This is a genomic window from Prosthecobacter sp. (assembly GCF_044226605.1).
Taxonomy (GTDB): domain Bacteria; phylum Verrucomicrobiota; class Verrucomicrobiia; order Verrucomicrobiales; family Verrucomicrobiaceae; genus Prosthecobacter.
Genome location: NZ_JBGAGS010000005.1, coordinates 102,158 through 121,125, shown reverse-complemented (window position 1 = coordinate 121,125; position 18,968 = coordinate 102,158). Strand labels below are relative to the sequence as shown.

The 18,968-nt window shown below is 61.6% G+C and carries 10 protein-coding genes; 5 read left to right on the top strand and 5 right to left on the bottom strand.

Annotation, left to right across the window (positions count from 1 at the left end; genetic code table 11):
* Positions 1-422 precede the first annotated feature (422 nt).
* Positions 423-1,181, bottom strand: a complete 759-nt coding sequence (locus ACILSO_RS08120) for an AraC family transcriptional regulator (protein WP_395736884.1) — start codon at positions 1,179-1,181, stop codon at positions 423-425.
* A 334-nt stretch (positions 1,182-1,515) separates the two neighbouring features.
* Entirely contained in the window at positions 1,516-1,893 is a 378-nt protein-coding gene (locus ACILSO_RS08115; protein ID WP_395736883.1) for a hypothetical protein, read from the bottom strand.
* Between the two features lie 822 nt (positions 1,894-2,715).
* On the opposite strand from ACILSO_RS08115, the gene ACILSO_RS08110 reads away from it, so the two are divergent.
* Genes ACILSO_RS08110 through ACILSO_RS08100 form a run of 3 tightly spaced genes read left to right on the top strand, consistent with a single transcriptional unit; the run spans position 2,716 to position 10,273 of the window.
* Positions 2,716-6,018 (top strand): bifunctional proline dehydrogenase/L-glutamate gamma-semialdehyde dehydrogenase, encoded by a 3,303-nt coding sequence (locus tag ACILSO_RS08110; RefSeq protein ID WP_395736882.1) that lies wholly within the window; start codon positions 2,716-2,718, stop codon positions 6,016-6,018.
* Positions 6,019-6,062: 44 nt separating this feature from the next.
* On the top strand, positions 6,063-6,809 hold the full coding sequence (locus tag ACILSO_RS08105) for a hypothetical protein (protein ID WP_395736881.1): 747 nt from the start codon (positions 6,063-6,065) through the stop codon (positions 6,807-6,809).
* A 23-nt stretch (positions 6,810-6,832) separates the two neighbouring features.
* Positions 6,833-10,273, top strand: a complete 3,441-nt coding sequence (locus tag ACILSO_RS08100) for a DPP IV N-terminal domain-containing protein (protein WP_395736880.1) — start codon at positions 6,833-6,835, stop codon at positions 10,271-10,273.
* A gap of 6 nt (positions 10,274-10,279) precedes the next feature.
* On the opposite strand, the gene ACILSO_RS08095 is transcribed toward ACILSO_RS08100, so the two are convergent.
* Both ACILSO_RS08095 and ACILSO_RS08090 read right to left on the bottom strand, forming a co-directional pair.
* Positions 10,280-13,663, bottom strand: a complete 3,384-nt coding sequence (locus tag ACILSO_RS08095; RefSeq protein WP_395736879.1) for a DUF1592 domain-containing protein — start codon at positions 13,661-13,663, stop codon at positions 10,280-10,282.
* A 33-nt stretch (positions 13,664-13,696) separates the two neighbouring features.
* Positions 13,697-14,971: a DUF1552 domain-containing protein gene (locus ACILSO_RS08090; RefSeq protein WP_395736878.1), complete on the bottom strand. Its 1,275-nt coding sequence runs from the start codon at positions 14,969-14,971 to the stop codon at positions 13,697-13,699.
* 318 nt (positions 14,972-15,289) lie between these two features.
* Here ACILSO_RS08090 and ACILSO_RS08085 point away from each other — a divergent pair, with 318 nt between their 5' ends.
* Complete coding sequence (locus ACILSO_RS08085) at positions 15,290-15,760, top strand: hypothetical protein (RefSeq protein WP_395736877.1); 471 nt, start codon at positions 15,290-15,292, stop codon at positions 15,758-15,760.
* Between the two features lie 56 nt (positions 15,761-15,816).
* Here ACILSO_RS08085 and ACILSO_RS08080 read toward each other — a convergent pair whose 3' ends face one another.
* The gene (locus ACILSO_RS08080; protein ID WP_395736876.1) at positions 15,817-16,278 is read right to left on the bottom strand and encodes a hypothetical protein; all 462 of its coding nucleotides are present in this window, start codon (positions 16,276-16,278) and stop codon (positions 15,817-15,819) included.
* A 389-nt stretch (positions 16,279-16,667) separates the two neighbouring features.
* On the opposite strand from ACILSO_RS08080, the gene ACILSO_RS08075 reads away from it, so the two are divergent.
* Positions 16,668-18,968 carry a hypothetical protein gene (locus ACILSO_RS08075; protein ID WP_395736875.1) on the top strand — a complete coding sequence of 767 codons (2,301 nt, stop codon included), beginning with the start codon at positions 16,668-16,670 and terminating at the stop codon, positions 18,966-18,968.

Sequence of the window (18,968 nt, the reverse complement as noted above, 5' to 3'; positions counted from 1 at the left end):
CAACACCCCCTACCAGGAAGGTCTCCGGCCCCTCTAAAATCAAAAATCGATTGCTCGACAATCGTCAATCCTCCGCCCTCCGAGCCCCCTTATCCATGCACGATTGACGATTCATAACCCACAAACCCCAACCAAATAAACCTCTGCGGCGTTCCAAACCTCTGCGGTGCAAATCTCCCGCCATCCCCTTGTCCCAAAAGCCTCTGCCCTCTCTGCCACTCCGCCTCTCTGCGGCAAACCCGAGCCTCCTACCCCCCACTCCGCCAACCGAGAACAGAGAACCGAGAACCGAGAACCGAGAACAGAGAACAGAGAACAGAGAACCGAGAACAGAGAACAGAGAACCGAGAACCGAGAACAGAGAACAGAGAACAGAGAACAGAGAACAGAGAACAGAGAACTGCACAGAGCACGGCTCCCCATCACCTCCCCAAAAACGCCCTCCGATACTCCCCCGGCGTCAGCCCCGTCGCCGCCCGAAACTGCCGGCTGAACGCCGCCTGATCATAAAACCCGCAGTCAAACGCCACCGCCGACAGCGCCTCATTCGTTGACCTCAGCGCCTGCGCCGCCATCTCGATCCGCGACTTCGTCAGCAGCTGCCTCGGCGTCAGCCCCGTGATCGCCCTCACCCTTCGCTGAAACTGGCTCCACGACAGCCCCGACTTCTTCGCCAGCGTCTCAATCCGTAGCGGCTTCGCGCAGTCCCGGTGCAGCGTGTTCAGCACCCCCGCCAGCGCCCCCAGTTCTTTCCCATCCACCGCCCCCTTGTGAAGATCCCGCGACGTCCCCGCCAGCGCGATCACCTCTCCCGCCGCATTCTTCACCGCCACCTTCTGCGACACAAACCACCCCACGCCCCCATCCGCCTGCGTGATCATCTCCAGCCGGTCACTCACCGTCGCCCCCTTCGCAAACACCTCATCATCCTGCTGCTCATACCCCGCCGCCAAAATCGCCGGAAACACCTCCCGCGCCGTCTTCCCCAGCAGCTCCGCCCGATGACTCAGCCCTGCCCTCCGCACGAAAGCCTCATTCGCCGCCACATAGCACCGGCTCCTGTCCTTCACACAAAACAGCACATCCCCAATCGCATCAAACAACGCCTCCGCCGCCTCCAGCCCCGGCGCACTCGCAAAAATATCCTCCCGACGACTTCGTAACCGTGTTGCAGAGCGCATCCCCAAATGAAGATCAAAACCCCCGCGAGAAAAGCGATAAGTCACAAGCACCCGTCCGCAGCCTTCTCACGCACTAAGCTCATCCGCCCCGCTGCGCCAAAAAATCAAACCGCACATGTCGTCCCTTCCATCCTTCTTAGACCACAAAAACACACGCTCTTCAATCTCCGGTAACATGACAAAGCACCACCAATCCGGCAGTACGATGGGCACTCCTGCCCGTCGACCTGCGGCACCGCATGCTCCCCAGCATTCCTTGTCGCTCTATCACCGCCTCGCAACTCATCTCAAGCTCTCAATTTAGGCGCTCTCGATTGGTTGGCTGGTGAATTCATCACTCACTGATTGCAACGTCATACCCAACCGATTTTAAATGAGCGACAACTCGATCAAAAGCTCGCGAAACGTCGCCTGGCAATAGCCCTTTACTTTGCGATGTGGGCTGAGGATATAAAATGATGCCATTACCCTTCCCGCCTCCTAGATCAAAAAAATAATCAACATGCTTTCGGTTTTCAACATACCGGAAAACAAAATTCTGAAGAGCCTCGATGGAATATCCGGCGTAATCAACTCTTGGTGAATTATTTTCGTTGTTCATCTCATTCTGGCTGTTTGTTTCGGCGGTACGTTTTTTTATTTGTTCGCAAATGTTTTTGGCGAACCCAAAAACCCAAAACTTCACGATTGGCAAACCAATGCGAAATGACATCGACAGTCAGATCATCATATCCCGATGTATCAGGCACCACATTGTTCATGAAAGCGTTAACGATCCTTTATTGAACCTCTTCTGGAAGAGTATCAAAACGTGGTTTTGAGGTTGAAACTTCCCATGACATGATGGGAGCTTACTCGTGTTTTTAACTCATTTACAAGCGCATACTTGATCCGATGTGCCGACAGATTCAGGGGCGTTGCACTAGCTCTTGATTCAGCAGCTTCGTCGAACAAAGACATGACATGATGGCCAGTTTCGAATTGCTAAGTGCCTAACAGGGCCCTCGGATAATGCCGAAGGTCACCAGCAGCGTCTGCAAATCGCTTCGCCGCCCGCTTGTGGAATTCATTGCACGACCTCCGTGCTCCCGGAGGGAGCAGAGAAATTAGCCGGTGGTGAAGCGAAACCGCGAAGCGGTGTAGCGAGAACCACCGGTTCCCACAAACCCCACGCCATACCTCGAGGCCGCATGCCGGAGGTATGCGAGAAGGCATCGCCCACCCACGCGCCCCTCCAACAACACCCACCTCAGACCCCTGTCTTCATCGTGTCTTTCCGGTCCATCTCACCTACCAAAACAACACCCACCCTCTGGATCCCCATTCCTTTGCCAAAAAACAGCGCGTCCAAATTTCCCCACGCACTCCACCTCAACAAAAACCTCCCCCTCCAAACCTCATCTCTGCGGCCTCCCAATCTCTCGCGTTGTAATATTCCATTCCCCCAAATTTCCCCTCCCTTTTGTATTTTTTCCGCATCCCCCATTGCGAATATCTCCACGACTCCCGCCCTGTTCACTCAGATCATCACTGCATGAACACCACGGCACCCCCAACCCGCCAGAAGCCGCCCGCCTCCTCTCCCTCTGGCACCTCCGCCCCCCTCGTTGACGCCGCTTTGGTTGATCGCGTCTCCTCCCTCGCCGAAGTCCTCCTCACCACCGCGCTTCACCAGCAAACCGCCGCGGAACACGCCGAAGCCGCGAACCTCGGCCGCCTCATGAACGACCCCACCGGCAAGGCATTTACCTTCGCAATGGTCGATGAAGTCTTTCGCAGCCACGACCCCGCCGCAGAGGCCCGCCGCTGGCGCGGACTCCTCACCGACTTCGGCATCCCGCAGTATCCGCCGCTCACCGATCGCCTCCTCATGCGCCTCGGCGCACTCGGCAGTCACGTCCTCCCCGGCGTCGTCATGAACGCCGTCGCCGACCGCATGCGCGCAGACAGCGCACGCGTCATTCTTCCCGGCGAAAAAGCGCCTTTGCGCCGCTACCTCACCACCCGAGCATCGGAAGGATTCCGCATCAATCTCAACCACCTTGGCGAAGCCGTTTTGGGCGAGGAAGAAGCCGCGCACCGCCTCGCCGCCGTCCTCTCTCATCTCGCCGATGACGAAGTGAACTACATCTCCGTCAAGATCTCCGCCATCTTCAGCCAGATCAATCTCATCGCCTGGGACGACACCCTCGCCTCCATCAAAAGCCACCTCCGTACCCTCTACCGCGCCGCCGCCAAAGCAGGCGGAAAATTCGTCAATCTCGACATGGAGGAATACCGCGATCTCGCCCTCACCGTCGCCGCCTTTCGCGCCGTGCTCGATGAACCCGAGTTCCTCACGCACTCTGCCGGCATCGTCCTCCAGGCCTATCTCCCCGACTCCGCTGCCGCTCAGCGCGAACTCACCGAATGGTCCATCCAGCGCGTCGCCCGCGGCGGCGCCCCCATCAAAATCCGTCTCGTCAAAGGCGCCAATCTCGCCATGGAAAACGTCGAGGCAGAACTCCACGGCTGGTTTCCCGCGCCCTATCCCACCAAGGCCGACACCGATGCCAATTTCCGCCGCATGATGGAGTACGGCTGCCAGCCCGCCCACGCCGCCGCCGTCCGCCTCGGCGTCGCCACTCACAATCTCTTCGATGTCGCCCTCGCCCTCACCCTTCGCGAAGAAAACGGCGTCACCGACCGCGTCGAAATCGAAATGCTCGAAGGCATGGCCAATCATCAGGCCCGCGCCGTGCGCGATGTCGCCGGCAGCCTCCTCCTCTACGCACCCGCTGTGCAGCGCGATGACTTCCTCAGCGCCATGGCCTACCTCGTCCGCCGTCTCGACGAAAACACCGCGCCTGAAAACTTCCTGCGCGACATGTTCGCCATGCGCCCCGGCTCCTCCGAGTGGGAGCACCAGCACGCCCGCTTCGTGCAAGGCTGGCACGACCGCCTCACCGTCTCCTCCACATCCCGCCGCATCACCCCCGTCGTTCATCCTGCCACGCAGACACAGTTCGCCAACGAACCCGACACCGACTGGACCCAGCCCGCCAATCGCGCCGCCCTGACCGCGTCCACACATGTCTGGCAGCCAGACAAGCTCCCAGAACTCCCCGCGCTCGAAACCGTCCTGCAGACCGCCGTTCAGTCCCAGCCCTCCTGGGCCGCCCTCGGCGTCAATGGCCGCGCCGAAATCCTCAATCGCGCTGCCGACCTCATGTCCGCCCAACGATTCACCGCACTCGCCTGCCTGAACGCCGATGGCAAAAAAGCCGTCGCCGATGCCGATGGCGAAGTCTCCGAAGCCATCGACTTCGCCCGCTACTACGCCCGCACCGCCCACGCGCCTCACGGCGTCAAAGCAGAAGCCCTCGGCATCGTCGCCGTCGTCTCTCCCTGGAACTTCCCCTATGCCATCCCCGCTGGCGGCGTCCTCGCCGCGCTCGCAGCAGGCAACAGCGTCATCTTCAAACCCGCCCGCGTCACCTCTCAAATCGCCTTCCTCCTCGCCCGCCAACTCTGGGATGCAGGCGTCCCTCGCGACGTCCTCCAGTTCTTCCCCTGCGACAGCAGCATCGGCACCCAACTCATCACCGATTCCCGCATCGCCAGCGTCATCCTCACCGGCGGTTACGAGACAGCACGCAAGTTCCACACCTGGCGTCCCTCCCTGCACCTCCTCGCCGAAACCAGCGGCAAAAACGCCCTCGTCATCACCGCGCAGGCCGACCGCGAACTCGCCATCAAAGACCTCGTCCGCTCCGCCTTCGGTCACTCCGGTCAAAAGTGCAGCGCCGCCAGCCTCGCCATCCTTGAGGCCGAAATCTACGACGACCCCGCCTTCCGCCGTCAGCTTCGCGATGCCGCCGCCAGCCTCCACACCGGCCCCGCCACCGACCCCCGAAGCATCGTCACACCCTTGGTCACACCACCCGGCCCCGACCTCCTCCGCGCTCTCACCCAGCTCGATGAAGGCGAAGAATGGCTCCTCGAACCACGCCAACTCAGCAACGACCCCAACTCCTGGACCCCCGGCATCAAGCTCGGCGTCCGTCCCGGCTCATGGTTCCACCTCACCGAATGCTTCGGCCCCGTCCTCGGCCTCATGCGTGCCGAGTCACTACCACAAGCTACCACCTGGCAAAACGCCACCGCCTTCGGCCTCACCGCTGGTCTGCACACCCTCGACCCAGACGAAGTCACCTGGTGGAAGGAGCACGCGCAAGCCGGCAATCTCTACATCAATCGCCCCATCACTGGCGCCATCGTCCAGCGCCAGCCCTTCGGCGGCTGGAAAAAATCCTGCATCGGCCCCGGTGCCAAAGCCGGCGGCCCCAACTACGTCCTCAACTTCTGCCACCTCACCGACACCGCCTCCGCAGAAACCGATTACGCCTCTGCATGGCAGACCTACTTCTCCATCGCCCACGATCCCTCCGCCCTCCGCTGCGAATCCAACGTCTTCCGCTACCGCCCCTCCCGCGGCGTCATCCTCCGCCTCGACACCCGCGATGAACCCACCATCGCCCGCGCCCAACTCGCCTCCCAAATCACCGGCACCCCCCTCACCATCAGCATCCGCGATGAAGAGCCAGATGCCCAGTTCATCTCCCGCCTCCCAACGCTCTCCCAGCGCGCCGAGTTCCTCCGCACCACCCACACACCGTCCGACGCCCTCCTCCACGCCGCCCACGAATCCGGCCTCAACTGGATCAACGCCCCCCTCCTCGCCACCGGCCGCATCGAGCTCACCCGCTGGCTCCGCGAGCAAAGCGTCTCCGAAACCCGCCACCGCTACGGCCAGCTTCCCGACCCCACCCACCTCCGCCGCGGCAAGCAGGGTTGACTTGCATGATCGCACCGTATTCCATCCATCTCCTCTGACGTCTCATGCACGCCGCCGCGCTTCTCTTTCTCTCCCTTTGCACCCTCGCTCTCGCCCACTCAGATGCCGGTCCGCCGATCATCGTCGATGACGCCAGCCCTGCCATCTTCCCAAAGTCCTGGCTCACTCCGGCCATCAACGCCACCGCAGTTCCGTTGGAGGCCTCCCAGCAGCAGCCCTGCATCAGCATCACGCGCAAGGCTCTCGCCAAATACCCGCCAGCGGTTTTGCGCGCCAGTTTGAAAGGCGTCTATCTCCTCGGCCGCCTCGGCTACAGCGGCGTCTCTGCCGGTGGCACCAATTCCAAGGACGCCGTTTACCTCGTCAAAAACGAACGCATCTCCACCACACGGCTGGAAAACAATTTCCACGCGGAGTTTTCCAGCATCCTCCTGCGCAACTTCCCACGCCATCTCGACTCCGCCCCATGGCAGCAGCTCAATCCGCCCGGCTTCGCCTACCGCCACAGCGGCGTGCAGGCCATCAAAAACAAGCAGGCATCCCTGACCCTCACAGACACCCTGCACGAGGAAGGCTTCCTCAATGAGTATGGCAAGGCCAGCATCGAGGAAGACTTTAATTCCTATGCCGCCCGACTCTTCATGGGAGACGCAGCCCTCTGGCGCGCCATCGACAAGTATCCCAAGGTCCAGGCCAAGGCCGCGCTGGCGATCGCCTTCTACCAGAAGCTCGATCCCTTCTTCACCCGGGAATGGTTTCTCTCCCTGCGCCAGCCCGCCTCAGAAAACTGATGCACGCCCCACGCCAGCCCTCCATGATCCCGCGTCCTGCCATGAAGCACCTCGCCCCCCTTTGCCTCTTCGTCCTGCTTTCAGCTCTGCACTGTCTCGGCGAGACCACCAAAGTCACCCTTCAAACCAAACGCTCCTGGGACTTCACCGAAGACGGCGTCACCTTCAGCAACGAATTCTCCGGCGCCCGCCTCTCCGACTGCGAGCGTGTCAGCCCTCAGGAATACCGCATCACCATCGCTCCGGAAAATGTGCCAGTAAATCCCAGCCCATGGTATGCCTTTAAAATCACCTCCAAAAAGCCTCAGTCAGTCACCCTCCGCTTCAACGTCACCGCCAAAGGCGCCGTCATCACTCCCCGCCTGAGCCACGATGGCAAGACCTGGGCCCTCATCGACAAGGCGGCCTTCACCCCGGTCCCCAAATCGCGTGAAGCACTCCAGCCCGAACGCGCCGTGGCCACCCTGAAAGTGGGTCCCGAAACGCTTTGGGTGGCCGCCCAGGAAATGGTCGGACTTGCCGAATCCGACACATATGTCAGCGAAAAAGCACGCCTCCCATTCGTCAAAGAAAGCGTCATTGGCGAGTCCATCGAGCACCGCCCGATCCGCCAGTTCATCTTCTCCGAGACCACCAAGCCCGACTACGTCTTCATCATCTGCCGCCAGCACCCCCCGGAAATCACCGGCACCCTGGCCATGCAGCATTTCATCGATGTTCTCGCCAACGACAGCGAACTGTCGCAAAAGTATCGAAAGTCCTTCCAAACGGTCCTCATTCCCGTCGTGAACCCCGATGGCATCGAGCACGGCCACTGGCGTCACAACCTCGGCGGCGTGGACACCAACCGCGACTGGAAAGACTTCTCCCAGCAGGAAACCCGCGTGGTGCGCGATGCCCTCCTCAAGCTCGGCAAGGCACCCGATGCGCGAGTATTCCTCTTCGTGGACTTCCATTCCACCGGCGGCGACGTCCTCTACACGCCCCCCGAAGATGCCGAAACCTTCCCGCCAAACTTTGCCACCCAGTGGTACAACTCCATCACCGCCCGCTTCCCCGACTACAAGCTGGAGCTGAACAACGCCCACAACGTCGGCATCCCCACCTCCAAAGCATGGGCCTATGACACCTTCGGCTGCCCTGGAATCACCTATGAGCTCGGTTACAGCACCGATCGCAAGCTGATCAAGGAGACCACCAGCGGCGCTGCCGAGGAGATGATGAAACTCCTCCTCGAAGAAGCCGCCAAACCCAAGACCGACCCCGCGCTGCTCACCCTCGACCGCATCTTCACCGCCAAGGAATTCCAGGAGGAAAAGCTGGAAGCCATCCGCTGGAGCAAGCTCGGCTCCTATTACTTCACCCTCGACGAAACCACCGAAAAGCCCGACGAAAACGAGGCGGCAGAAAACAAGGACGACGAAAAGAAGAAAGGAAAGGATCTGGTGCGCAACGAGGTGAAAACCGGCGAGAAAACCATCATCGCCTCCGCGAAGATCCTCACACCCAAAGGCGAGAAAAAGCCGCTCAGCGTGGACAGCTACGAGTTCTCCAAAGACGAATCCCAGGTGCTGCTCTTTGCCAACACCAAGAAAGTGTGGCGCAAGAACACCCGAGGTGACTACTGGGTGCTCAACGTCAAGACCCAGACCCTGCGCAAGCTCGGTGGCGATACTCCTGCCGCCACCATGATGTTCGCCAAGTTCTCCCCTGATGGCACCCGCGTGGCCTATGTGCAGAAGAACAACCTCAAGGTGCAGAAGCTTGCCGACCTCAAGATCACCTCACTCACCACCGATGGCTCCGACACCCTCATCAATGGCAGCTCCGACTGGGTAAACGAAGAAGAACTCGGCCTGCGCGATGGCTTCGTCTGGAGCCCTGATGGCACCCGACTGCTCTTCTGGCAGTTCGATACCAAGGACGTCAAAAACTTCACCCTGGTGAATCAGACCGAGGGCATGTATCCCAGCGTCAGCACCTTCCCCTATCCCAAGGCCGGAGAGAAGAACTCAGCCGCACGTCTGGGCGTCATACCGGTTACCGGAGGTGCCGTGACGTGGCTTAAAGTGCCTGGAGATCCGCGCGAGCACTACCTGCCCAAGGCCGAATGGACCCCCGATGGCAAGTCGGTGCTTCTCCAGCAGTTTAACCGCCTGCAAAACACGCTCAAGGTCATGCGTGCCGATCCCGCCACCGGCACCACAAAGATCGTCCTCACGGAAACGGACAAGGCCTGGGTGGAGAACAACAACAAAATCGAGTGGATCGGTGATGACTTCCTGTGGCTCAGCGAGCGCAGCGGCTGGCGTCATGCCTACCGCGTGAATCCGGCTGGTGAGGTGACTTCCATCACTCAGGGCGAGTTCGACCTCATCGATGTGGCGCATCTCGATGAGAAAGGCGGCTGGCTGTATTTCTACGCCTCGCCACAGAATGCCACTCAGCGCTATCTCTTTCGCGTCAGTGTCAAAGGCGGTGAACCGCAGTGGCTTTCTCCAGCAGACCAGCCGGGCACGCACGGGTACGACATCTCGGAAGATGCGCAGTGGGCCGTGCACACCCGTTCCAGCTTTACGTCACCTCCGGTCATCCAGCTCATCTCGTTGCCAGATCATGCAGCGGTGCGTGTGCTGAAGGCGCAGACCAAGCTCATCGAAAAACTTGGAAAACTGAAGATGCCGAAGACGGAGTTCCTCCGCGTGGACGCAGACGGCGGTCTCAGCTTTGACGCCTTTTGCATCACCGCGCAGGATATGGACGCCTCCGTCAAACATCCGCTCCTCATGAATGTGTATGGAGAGCCTGCCGGACAGACCGTAAAAGATGCCTGGGGTGGCCAGAAGGGGCTCTGGCACTGGATGCTGGCGCAGCAGGGCTACGTGGTGGCCAGTGTGGATACTCGTGGCACCCCCAGCCCGCGTGGTCGCGAATGGCGGCGCGCCATCTACCTCAAGCTCGGCATCATGAACTCTGCGGATGAAGCGGCAGGAACGCGCGCCCTGTTGAAACGCTTCTCCTATCTCGACCCCAAGCGCGTCGGCATCTGGGGCTGGAGCGGTGGTGGCAGCAGCAGCTTGGACGCGATCTTCCGCTACCCCGATCTCTATCAAACCGCGATGGCGGTGGCTCCGGTGCCGGATCGCAAGCTGTACGACACCATCTATGAAGAGCGCTACATGGGCCTGCCAAAGGACAACGCGGACGGCTACCGCCTGGGCTCCCCCATCACGCATGCAGCAGCGCTGAAGGGAAATCTGCTCATCGTCCATGGCACCGGAGACGACAATGTGCACTATCAGGGCACCGAAAAGCTCATCAATGAACTCGTTGGCAAGAACAAGCACTTCAGCGTGATGCCCTACCCGAACCGTGATCATGCCATCAACAGCGGCAAGGGCACCACGCGTCATTTGTATGAGCTGATGACGAAGTATCTGGAGCAGCGCCTGCCGGTGCACTAGGTGCGCTTATTTGCGCTGAAATGCCACGCTGGTGACCAGGGCTGTGATGAACTCGCTCATGGCGTAGTCTTTGTCCTTGGCCCTCTTCATGATATCGGCGGCGAGTTCCTGGTCCGTGAAGCCATAGGGACGCCCGAGTGCATATTCGATGAGCGATTCGGTGAAGCCTTGGGCAAAGTCGGCGCTGTGTGTGGAGATGAGGTCGCGGAGCTGGATGTAATCTTTGAAGGCAGGGCCGTTGTGGAAGGCACCGCCGGGATCAATGGTCCAAGTCTTGAGTACGACGGGGGGCTTACCTTTGCCGCCGCTGCCTTTCTTTTCCTGGCTCTCCTCGGTGCGCCATTTGCCGGCGGCGTTGAAGTTTTCCAGGCCGAAGCCGATGGGGTCGATCTTGCGATGGCACTGCAGGCACTGTGCTTCCTCCTGGTGGGCCAGCAGGCGCTCTCGGGTGGAAAGGACCTTGCCTTCCAGCCGCGTGAGCTGCGGCACGTTTGGCGGTGCGGGCGGTGGCGGGGAGTGCAGGAGCTTGCGCAGCACCCAGGCGCCACGTTCGACGGGGCTGGTGCGCTCGCCATTGCTACCCATGGCGAGGATGGCAGCCATGCCGAGCAGGCCGCCGCGCGGGGAGCTGGGCTGCAGCTTCACCTTTTGAAACTCGTCTCCGCTGATGCCTTCGATGCCATAGTAGGTGGCGAGGAGGCCGTTGATGAAGATCTCATCGCTCTTCAGCAGGCGGGAGAGGCTGCCGTGGTTTCTGAGCAGGTGGGCAAAGGTGTGGTACACCTCCTGCCGTGCGGCGGCCTTTGCGCTTTCGTCAAAGTCGCGGAACTGCTTGGTGTCGAACTGGAAGAAGTCCAGACGGTCCATGTCCAGCCACTGATGTACAAAGCCGCTGACAAATTCATCCGCCTTGGTGCTGGCGAGCATGCGGTCCACTTCCCGGGCAAGCACCTCCGGTTTGGACAAATCCCCGCTACGCGCATGGGCGAGCAGTTTGTCGTCAGGAGGTGCACTCCATAGAAAATAGGAGAGGCGCGTGGCAAGCTCCGTGGCATCGAGCATGCGCGGCTTTTGCTCCTGGCCTGGCTCCACGAGGTAGAGGAAATGCGGAGAGGCCAGGACGGCGCTGAGCGGGAGCTTCAGCGCATTCTGCTGCGTGTCTCCTGACTTGCGGCGTGTTTCATAAAGCGCGCAGAGTTTGTCGAGAAGCGCCGTGGTGGGTTCCCGTCCACGGAAGGCACGCAGGGCGAAGGCCTGGATGCAGGCGCGGGCGTGTGCGCTCTCACTCATGCCGGGTGTGCTTGCGCTGATGACGGGCGGAATCTCTGGCGCTGAGTGCAGGGGGCCTTCCCACTCCACCCAGTCGATCCACAGCGCGGGTGGCGGACCCATGCCGGTCGTCTTGCGCTCGGCCTCATAGATATCGTGGTCCAGTTTCACATCGCGCTTTTCCCGCAGCACAAAGGTGCGCGGCCCCTGCGCGTCGAGTGTGACGGGAAACTCGAGGGTTTGCGGAGAGTCGGTGCTGGCGCTGATTTGAAAGGTCTTCAACAAGGTGAAGTCCTCTTTCTCAATGCGGCTGCCCAGCTCCACAAAGTGGCGCTCTTTCGGCGTGCCCTGCACAGCGCCGATGCGGAAGCGCAGCAGGTAGTCTCCGGGCGCAGCGGTGGGCTGCTCGTGCTTGGTGCGCAGCCAGCCGGAGGGCTGGTCCGGTGGCAGGGTGATGACTTCCTCCGCGTGCACATTGTAGATGGTGAGGAAGGCACCGGTCTGTGTGAGCGGGTCCTTGAGGTATCTCTCAAAGCTGGGCGCGTGCTCCTGAAAGGTGCGGATGCGGAACTTCGCCTCATTGATGTCCGGGATGCCTTTCTGCGGCTTTCCGGTGGCGAGAAACTCTTGCGCCGCCTTTTCTCCGCCGACGTAGTAGCCTTTATACGTGCCGCCCACCATGGCATTGGCGTGCAGCTCCACCTCGCGGTGCTCTTTAATGGTATGACCTGCTACAGGGGGCGGAGGGGTGGCGTGCGCAGGGCCTTCGATTTCCAGCCAGTCTACCCATATGGCGGGGGGCGGGCCGTGGCCGGTTTTTTCAAACTCGTCGTGGTAGAGGCGTATCTCCGCCTGCCGGGAGTTTGGCCGCTTCTCGCGCACGGCAAACTCGCGGCTGCCGCCAGCCTTCACCTCCACGGTGGTCTCGATGATCTGCGGCTGCGCCAGGGTGCCGGTGACCTGGTGCGCGCCCAGCACGGTGAAGGCGCTGACGTCCTCCCCGCGCTGGCCGATCTCGACGAAATGACGCTGCTTGGGTGCGTCCGGACTGGCCGCCACGCGAAGGCGCAGCGTGTAGTTCCCGGCGGGCCACTTCTCCGCGGCGGAGACGTATTCCTCCCGGTAGGCCTGGTAGAAGAGCAGCCAGGCACCGGTGTCACGTGCTGGTAGCTTTTGGTAGTCGGCGTAGTAGGGGAAGAAGTTCTGGTGCTGGTTCTCCTCAAAGAAGGCCTGCTGCGCGTCCTTGAAGCCGTAGTCCGAAGGCGGCGGGGCGCCCTTGATCTGGTCCCAGCCGTAGTAGAAGAACAGCGGGGAAGCGTAAGGAATGCCGGAGGCGGGGCGCGGTTTTTTGGCCTGCTCCCGCAGCGCGGCGGCGGTTTTCAGGTTCTCCGGGCGCGCGGCGGCGGCATCCACGGCGGCGGCCCAGCGCGCGTAGCTCTCATGGCTCTCCCCGGTTTTCTTGAAGAGGCTGTTCATGCGCCGGTTGCCAAAGGTCTCGGCCTCAGTGCGGGCCTTGTAGGTTTTTGCCGCGGCGGGGGTGGCAGAGGCGGCGGCGGTGTCCATGCGCGCAAAGTACTCGTCCAGCGCCTGACGGCCCAGTGTGAGGTATTGCTCGAACTGGTCGCTCGACATGAAGAGGGACGAGCCGACGGTGTCAAAGGTGCCTGCGCCGCCGTCGGCGGGCAGGTCGTTCACGCGCAGGTCCACACCCAGAAGATCGCGGATTGTGTTCTGGTATTCGCGGCGGTTCAGGCGGCGCATGGTGATCTTTCCCTGCACATCGCCGAGAGACTTGCGCGCGGTGACGAGCGTGCCGGAAAGAGCCTCCAGGAAGTCTGTTTTCGCGAGTTTGTCCGGCTGCTTTTCATCTTCTGGTGGCATCTCGCCAGAGTTCACCTGGTTGAGCACTTTCTGCCACAGGTCCGCCCGCGCCACCGAGTCCAGCGTGAATGCGATGTCATCCAGCCGCACCTTGCCCTTCTCCTTGCCAGCACGGTGGCAGTCGATGCAGTAGTCCTTGAGGAAGGCGCGGTGCTTGGAGTCCAGTTGTGCCTGAGGTGGATCTGCAAACGCGAATGTAGCCAGCAACAAGAGGAAAGCGGAGGAACGAAAAACGAACATGCTAGGAAAACCGAAAATGAATGCCAATGCGCCTCAGGCTTTGAGCTGGGAGATGGTGCCCGTGCTGTCGCCGTGGCGTTCGGGGGTGGCGCCGATGCCGTGGAGGAGGGTGAGCCAGACGTTGGCGAGAGGGGTGTCTTTGGGGAGGACGAGGTGCTGGCCCAGCTTGATCCCCGCGCCGCCGCCGGTGAGGACGGTGGGGCAGTTGTCGAGAAAGTGGACGGAGCGGATGTTGCTGCCGTAGGCGAGGCAGGTGTGGTCGAAGAGAGAGCTGCCGTCGGTTTCCTTGGTGGCTTTCAGTTTGTCGAGAAGTCCTGCCAGAAGCTGGCTCTGCGTGGTATCGCGCTTCTGGGAGGCTTCCATGCGGGGGCCGGTGGTGTAGTGGCTCATGTCGTGCGCGGCCACCTTGAGCCCGAGGCTCTGGATCAGCGCGCCCACGGGCTGGCGGTAGGTGAGCACGCGGGTGGTGTCCGTCTGCAGTGCGGCGACGATGAGGGCGTACATCATTTCGATCTCCTCCTTGCCCGCGAGGCCGGGCTTGGGCTCGGCGATCTGCGCTTTGGACTTGGGCACGCTGAGCCACTGCTCGTCCTTGCCGAGGCGAACTTCGATGTCGCGGATGCTTTGGAAATATTCGTCCAGCTTGTCGGTGTCCGTTTTGGTGAGGCCCTTCTGAACGCTCTTTGCGTCCTCCATCACGGCGTCCAGCACGCTGCGCTGCTGGGCGAGCTGGGCCTGGCGCTCGGTGAGCGGGGTGCTGTCGTCTGAAAAGAGGCGGTGGAAGGCGGCCACGGGTGTTTCCAGGCCGGACATCGGCTTGCCACGCATGTCCCAGGCCAGCGAGAGTCCCGGACCGTGCCCGGAGTTTGGCACGTCGGCGGAGTTGAGCTGGATGGAGGCAAAGCGCGTGTCCGCGCCGAGATGCGCGGCGGCGACCTGGTCGGCACTAACGCTGTTGTGAAAGCTCTGGCCCGGCTCCGAGTAACGGTTTGCCCCGGTCAGCCAGAAGGTGCTGCCCCAGTGCGCCTCGTTGCTGAATTTATTGGAGCAGCCCTGCACGACCGTGATGTCCTTCTGGTGCCGTGCCAACGGTTGGAGGCCTGGAGAAAGCTGCCAGTCCGCGCCGGTCTGTTTCACATCGGGGAACCATGTTTCATTCGTGACACCCCAGCCGAAACCGAGAAACACCATGCGCTTGGGCGGCGTGACGGACTTGGGAGCGGAAAAGGCGCGGAAACCGAAGGACTCCAGCGCTGGCAGCGCGATAAGGGACCCGGCACGGCGAAGAAATTGGCGGCGTTTTTCCATTGGGAGATTACGGGATGTTTTGGGGCGGTCTTGAGACGAAGTGAAGAAGGGAAAAGGAGTGGTGGCGGACTTCCTCTTTCGAACATGCGTGGTTTAGACCAACTCTCAAAAATCTTGTCACATTGCCCGGACGGCGGAGCGGCCCCATTGGCTGCGTTGGTCGCTTGCCTGTTATTTTCAAATAGCAGGCGGCGCTCCCGCCTTGCCACTGGGGCCGCTGCGCTCGCCGGATCAATATGACAATCTTTTCGAGAACTGGTCTATTTCGTTCACCGGGCGGGATTTGCCTGCTCGGCTGAGGTGTGATAGTTTGCGATCATGATCAACAAACACGGAACGGCTTTTCTTCTTCTTCTCCTGGCGATGAGTTGGAGCACTCCTGCAGCGGCGCATCTCGGAGACACGCGGGGACTGTCGGTGAAACATCATGGCGAGGGTCAGGTCATGGATGCGGTGGCGCCTGCGACGAACACGCTGAAGCATGCGCAAGGAGCGGTGGAGGTGACGGCGGATTTCATCGACGACGCCACGCAGCGCATCACGTTTGTGAAGAAAGGGACGTTTGACGCTTCGGAGATCGCGGTGCTGCTGGCGGCGAATGCACAGGGCAAGGCGTGGAAGCCGGAAAGCAGCACTCCGAATGCTGAGGCCGGGCGGGTGGTGACGCAGAGCTGGCTGCGGAGTGACCGCGCCTCGGCAGAGCTGAGCGTGAGCGATGGGGTTTCGCGTCTTGTGATTTCCACCCGGGTGTGGATTCTGAAGAAGCTGCGCAGCGCTCTGGCGGAGTAAGCGTCCCTTTTCACGATGCCTGCCGGTGCAATCGGATGTTCACTTCGGGAACTGTGCTAGTGATTGGTGCAAGGAAGGGCGGTGGCGTAGAGGGTTCCTGGGAGCTGCCAGGAACTGGGGGACACGACGGTGCATTCGCCACTGGACAGGTCTTCGAGGTAGGCGAGGGGCTTGACGGCATTGAGGTCAAACCCGGAGTAGCGGCACACGTGGGCGGCGTAGCGCCCGGGATGCTGTGAAATGAGAGGGACAATCTCGATTTCGGCAATCCGGCGCTGAAACTGGCGCAGCCAACGGCGGCGCATGAGGGCATTGCGAATATCGGTCAGGAGCCGGGGGATCATGATCCAGACGGCACCGGCGGCGCAAAACAGGGCGGGAATTCTCCAGTAGGGATAGAGCAGCACGGCGGCCACGGTGAGGAGGGCGCAGAGAGGCAGTGACTCGCGGATCCGGTAACGCCGGAACACAGGGAAGGGAATGTGTGCCGGATCACCCATGATTACTGGGTAGTGCATGCCGGGGAAGGAAGCAAGCGGGAGGGGAAGGGGGGCAAGAGCCGCACTGATTTGGCAAAAAGGGCGCGCTGGCGGGGCTTGCCTGAGGAGGAATGTGCCCCTTTTATCCAGCCATCCGGACGGGCTGAGACGTTTTAACCGTATCTTCGGTTATTCTCGTTTTAGAGAATAACATCAAAAGCAAAAAACTTACTTTCTGTGGAGTATGATTTGGCATAAATATCATTGAATCTGATCTGAATCAGAACCCTGAAACCGGATTCATTGTGGAAAGTCCAGAATCAACATCGCCAACACCGCTGCCACCTGCTTTGGGCCTGCCTCCATCTGTGCCGCAGGGGGAGAGGCTGAATCCGTTCACTGACGATGTCTGTGCGGGACCATTTGGCGTGGAGGAACATCGCTCCGTGCCGGGGCTGAATGTGGACATTCTGGGGCAGCTGACGGCGACGATCGATGAGCGCCAGACGAGCACGGGGCGTGCCGGAGGGCAGCCGCTGCTGCTGCTGACGGCTCCCCGCGCCGGCTATGGCAAGACGCACCTGCTAGGGCGCCTGGCTGCGGCGGCAAACGGGCAGGTGGTGCTGGTGCCGCTGGCGTTTCGGCTTGAGGATCAGATAGGTATCTCTGCAGTGGCGGTGCGCGGGCTGGAGTCCATGGCGCGGGCGGATGCGACGCGTGAAGGCTGGACGAAGCTGCGCGAAGCCTGCGCCGGAGTGTGTGCGGTGCTGGTGCGGCGCTTGATCGAAAATGGCACGCTGCCCTGTGCAAACCCGGAACAGGCCCTGCGGGTGCTGAGCGGAAATCCGGTGGAGGTCTTTGATGAGAAGGGCTCGGCGCGCCTGATCGGCGAATGGGTGCGGCGTTTTGAAGGCCAGCTGCGCAGGCCGATGACGGAGCAGGCGATGAAGCGGGTGCCGGCGATCCCTGCGGCGCTGGAGTCCTGGGTGAATGCGATGCTGAACCACGCCCTGGACGGCGGCATGAGCCATGTGGCGGTGCTGCGCATGCTGGCGGCAGATGAGTCCAATGAGGGGCCGGTGACGTGGCTGCGGCTGCTGGGCCTGTGGCGCCCGGTGGTGCTGCTGGTGGATCACCTGGATGCGTACTACCGCAATCCGGAGGCGGGGCTGCGCATCGCCTCGCTGCTGCTGGACATGTCTGAAATGGATGGCGTGCACGTGGTGCTGAGCCTGAACCAGGATGTGTGGCAGGCGACGTTTGGGCACCATCTGCCGAGTGCGATGGAGGACCGGCTGACGGCCTCCCAGATGCTGCTGCGCGGCATCGGCGAGAGCGAGGCGGCCACGCTGCTGGAGCTGCGACTGCGGCACCCGGCCATCTCGGCGGAGCAGGCGCGGGATTTCACGGCGTTTCTGGATGTGAAGCGCTACTTTCTGGGCAGGCCGCTGGGCAGCGTGTCTGCGCGAACGTTTTTGCGGCATGCGGCCAAGCAGTGGGATTTTTTCCAGCAAACCCTGGCGTCCCCGCCACCACAGCCCCCGGTGGCGCAGCACCCGCAGGCACCCGAGGAGGGGCGTGTGCTGCCATTGATGACGGACGCCGTGCCGGAAAGTGAAGTGGCGGAAACGCAGGAGCCGGAGGAGCCCTCGATCTTTGACACGCAGACCTCGACGCAGATGAAGCTGATGGCGGAAGGCCTGGCGGAACCCAGGCCCGCACTGCCGCAGCAAAATGAAGCGCCGCTGCTGCCCCTGGCTCCGCACCCGCCCGGAGTCATCAATGGCAATGGCAAGCACCTGCCGGCGCCAGGACTGGCGCGCGAGGAGGCTGCTGAAAACGGCGCGGCACCACCCCAGTTCTCTCCGAGCTCCGCGGGCGCCTTTGAAAACCTGCGCGAGATGCTGGGCAAGCTGCGCCAGCCGAGCGTGCCGCACCCGCCCGGCGAGGATAAAGGCGCGCATGTGGTCGCGGAACGTCTGGCGGATGTGATGAGCGCCACCGCGGCGCCAGCGGCAGCGAAGGCTGGCGCGCCACTGCCTGCTCCGGCACCTGCATCTGCGCCTGTTTCCTTGCCGCCTCCGCCTTCCTTTGCCGCGGCTCCTGCCGCTCCTGCCACGGCGCTGGCGCCACCGAATGCGGAACGTGATGCGCTGCTGGGGCGCTACGAGGCGCTGCGGCTGCAAATGGCCGCGGAGGCTGTGTCGATGCCCCTCGATTTTACAAAGCTGGCGGATTTGATCCGGCTGGCAGGCAAGCGCTTCCCCTTGGTGCGTTTCAGCGAGCATGAACTGCCCGGGATGACGGGCCGCTTTGCCATGTGCTGGTCTTTGCAGGGGCTGGAGATCGTGTTTGGGCTGGCGAACTTCGCGGACGGCTCCTACTGGCGCACGCTGTCAGGTTTTGCCGCAGGGCGTCTGGCGGAGCTGAATCTGGACGCACAGAGCACAGGGGCATCCGCGGCGCGGCTCAAGATCACGACCTTTAAAACGGAGCGGGAGCAGCAGAGCTGGGCGATATTGCAGCACAGCACCGCGTTTCCACCCGAACTGAAATCTCATGTGGATGCGATCCACCTGGACACGCAGAACGTGGCGTCTCTGTATGCCATGCAGCGCATCATCAAGGAATCTGAGAGCGGCAGCCTGCAGGCCACGCCTGCGCAGGTGATGAGCGTGCTGGCACGTGAGCTGGATTTTTTCTGGAAGCGGGTGACGCGGGCGGCGTGA

Bases quoted from the DNA above. Each gene is read 5' to 3' on its own strand.
- ACILSO_RS08115 (WP_395736883.1), bottom strand. From the start codon at position 1,893: ATGTCATTTCGCATTGGTTTGCCAATCGTGAAGTTTTGGGTTTTTGGG.
- ACILSO_RS08090 (WP_395736878.1), bottom strand. From the start codon at position 14,971: ATGGAAAAACGCCGCCAATTTCTTCGCCGTGCCGGGTCCCTTATCGCG.
- ACILSO_RS08080 (WP_395736876.1), bottom strand. From the start codon at position 16,278: ATGCACTACCCAGTAATCATGGGTGATCCGGCACACATTCCCTTCCCT.
- ACILSO_RS08120 (WP_395736884.1), bottom strand. From the start codon at position 1,181: ATGCGCTCTGCAACACGGTTACGAAGTCGTCGGGAGGATATTTTTGCG.
- ACILSO_RS08085 (WP_395736877.1), top strand. From the start codon at position 15,290: ATGATCAACAAACACGGAACGGCTTTTCTTCTTCTTCTCCTGGCGATG.
- ACILSO_RS08105 (WP_395736881.1), top strand. From the start codon at position 6,063: ATGCACGCCGCCGCGCTTCTCTTTCTCTCCCTTTGCACCCTCGCTCTC.
- ACILSO_RS08100 (WP_395736880.1), top strand. From the start codon at position 6,833: ATGATCCCGCGTCCTGCCATGAAGCACCTCGCCCCCCTTTGCCTCTTC.
- ACILSO_RS08110 (WP_395736882.1), top strand. From the start codon at position 2,716: ATGAACACCACGGCACCCCCAACCCGCCAGAAGCCGCCCGCCTCCTCT.
- ACILSO_RS08095 (WP_395736879.1), bottom strand. From the start codon at position 13,663: ATGTTCGTTTTTCGTTCCTCCGCTTTCCTCTTGTTGCTGGCTACATTC.